Annotated in this window: 3 protein-coding genes; all 3 read left to right on the forward strand. The window is 65.6% G+C overall.

Annotated elements, in window-relative coordinates:
• The first annotated feature begins 87 nt into the window (after positions 1–87).
• Positions 88–441: an IS66-like element accessory protein TnpA gene (tnpA, locus tag NKH36_RS34540; protein ID WP_352966276.1), complete on the forward strand. Its 354-nt coding sequence runs from the start codon at positions 88–90 to the stop codon at positions 439–441.
• The gene (tnpB, locus tag NKH36_RS34545; protein WP_292240810.1) at positions 438–785 is read left to right on the forward strand and encodes an IS66 family insertion sequence element accessory protein TnpB; all 348 of its coding nucleotides are present in this window, start codon (positions 438–440) and stop codon (positions 783–785) included. Before tnpA ends, tnpB begins: the two co-directional genes overlap by 4 nt.
• 66 nt (positions 786–851) lie before the next feature.
• A complete protein-coding gene (gene tnpC, locus NKH36_RS34550) occupies positions 852–2,528 on the forward strand; it encodes an IS66 family transposase (RefSeq protein ID WP_352966278.1) in 1,677 nt (558 codons plus the stop codon).
• Positions 2,529–2,565 lie beyond the last annotated feature (37 nt).

A 2,565-nucleotide genomic window follows, 5' to 3' on the forward strand; every position in this document is an offset into this window, starting at 1 on the left:
CCGGCGAGGGCCGCCTTGCGCGAGCAAGTTACGATAGCGAGGCTGCGCTCTTAAGGTCGTCCTTACGAGCGTAGTTAGCAGCACAGCATGAGCCATGTGACGTTATTGACCGGGCCGGAGCGGCGGCGTCGTTGGAGTGAAGCGGATCAGCGCCGGATACTGGCCGCGGCATTCGCGCCCGGGGCCACAGTGGTGGCGGTGGCGCGTCAGTACGATGTCGCGACCAGCCTGATCTATAAGTGGCGCCGCGCGGTGAGAGCCCGCGAGACGGGCTTTGCCGAAGTTGTCGTGGCTCCCGATGAGACTGTCGCCGTTTCGCGGCCGGCGGCATCCCCAGCGGTGATCGAGCTGGAGATCGCCGGCAAGGTGCGGTTGCGGATTCCACTGAGCACACCGCCGACACTGGCGGCGGCGACGGTGAAGGCGCTGGGTGTTTCATGATCCCGGTCCCGAGCCAAGTGCGGATCTGGTTGGCGGTCGGCCGGACCGATATGCGTCGCGGGATGCAAGGCCTCGCTCTGCAGGTTCAGGAGACGCTGGGCCGGGATCCGCATGCCGGCGATCTTTATGTCTTCCGCGGCCGCAGCGGCAATCTGATCAAGATCATCTGGCATGATGGGCTCGGCATGTCACTGTATGCAAAACGGCTCGAGAAGGGCCGGTTTCTATGGCCGTCGCCGGCGGACGGTACGGTTTCCATATCACCGGCGCAGCTCGCCTACCTGCTCGACGGCATCGATTGGCGCAACCCGCGTCACACGTTCCGCCCCCAGCGCGCGGGCTGAGTTTTTCTTTGAGTTTGCGGCATTTTCCGCGAGTCAGCGGACGCATTTTATGATTCACTCCAGGGCATGGTTGCCACCGCCCAGGATGCCGTTCCGGACGATATCGGCGCGCTGAGAGCAGCGCTGACCGCGGCGCTGGCCAGAGCCGAAGACGAGGCGGCGCGCGCTGCGCTGGTCGAGGCCGAACTGGCAGTCGCCAGGGCCAAGGCATCGGATGATGCGGCGCTGATCGCGCATCAGCATCTGACGATCCGGAAGCTGCAGCGGGCGCTGCATGGTCAGAGTTCTGAACGCTCAGCCCGCCTGCACGACCAAATGGAGCTCACCTTCGAGGAGCTCGAGAGCACGGCGACGGAAGACGAGATCGCCGCCGAACAGGCCGCGGCCCGGACCACCGAGGTGGCGCCTTTTGTGCGCAAACGACCGGCGCGCCAGCCATTTCCCGAGCATCTGCCGCGCGAACGCATGGTCGAGCCGGCGCCGACCGCTTGCCACTGCTGCGGCGGTCATCGGCTGCGCAAGCTGGGTGAGGACATCACCGAGACGCTGGAGGTGGTGCCGCGGCAATGGAAGGTGATCCAACATGTGCGGGAGAAGTTCACCTGCCGCGACTGCGAGGCGATCAGCCAGGCTCCGGCGCCGTTCCACGCCACCCCGCGCGGCTGGGCCGGTCCCGGCCTGCTGGCGATGATCCTGTTCGAGAAGTTCGGACAGCATCAGCCGCTCAACCGCCAGGCCGAACGCTATGCCCGCGAAGGTGTGCCGCTCAGCCTGTCGACGCTCGCCGACCAGGTCGGCGCCGGCGCCGCGGCGCTGATGCCGCTGTTCAAGCGGCTCGAAGCCCATGTGCTGGCCGCTTCACGTCTGCACGGCGACGACACGACGGTGCCAGTCCTGGCCAAGGGCAAGACTGATACCGGCCGATTATGGACGTATGTGCGCGATGACCGACCGTTCGGCGGCGCCGATCCGCCGGCGGCGGTGTTCTATTATTCCCGCGATCGTCGAGGGGAACATCCCGCGGCGCATCTCGCCGGCTGGAGCGGCATTCTGCAGGCCGATGCCTTTGGCGGTTATGGCGAGCTCTATGCGACGGGTCGTCAGCCGACGCCTGTTCTGGAAGCCAGCTGTTGGGCTCACAGCCGGCGCAAAGTGTTCGAGCTGGCTGATATCGAAGCGGCGGTGCGCAAGAAGGCGCGCGGCGACAAGCCCAACCTGGTCTACCCGCTAGCGGTTGAAGCCGTGAAGCGCATCGATGCCCTGTTCGATATCGAGCGCGCGATCAACGGCCTGTCGCCGGCCCAACGCCACGCCGTGCGCCAGGAGCGGAGCGTGCCGCTGGTCACCAAGCTCGAGCGCTGGATGATCGAGACGCGCGACAAGCTCTCGCGCGGGCACGACCTGACCAAGGCCTTCAACTACATGCTGCGCCGCTGGTCATCCTTCACCCGGTTCCTCGACGATGGCCGGATTTGCCTATCGAACAATGCAGCCGAGCGAGCCCTGCGCGGCATCGCTCTCGGCAGAAAGTCCTGGCTGTTCTGCGGTTCCGATCGCGGCGGACAGCGCGCTGCCGTTCTCTACAGCCTGATCGTCAGCGCCAAGATGAACGATATCGACCCTCAGGTCTGGCTCGCCAACGTCCTCGCCCGACTGCCCGCCTATCCGGCCCATCGGATCGATGATTTGCTGCCGTGGAATTGGAGATCCGCAAAACTGCGGCCCCAACCAGCGGCGGCCTGATCATGCAGCGCAATAAGGTGCATCACGTCTACACCGT

The organism is Mesorhizobium sp. M1312 (genome assembly GCF_040318115.1).
Classification (GTDB): domain Bacteria; phylum Pseudomonadota; class Alphaproteobacteria; order Rhizobiales; family Rhizobiaceae; genus Mesorhizobium.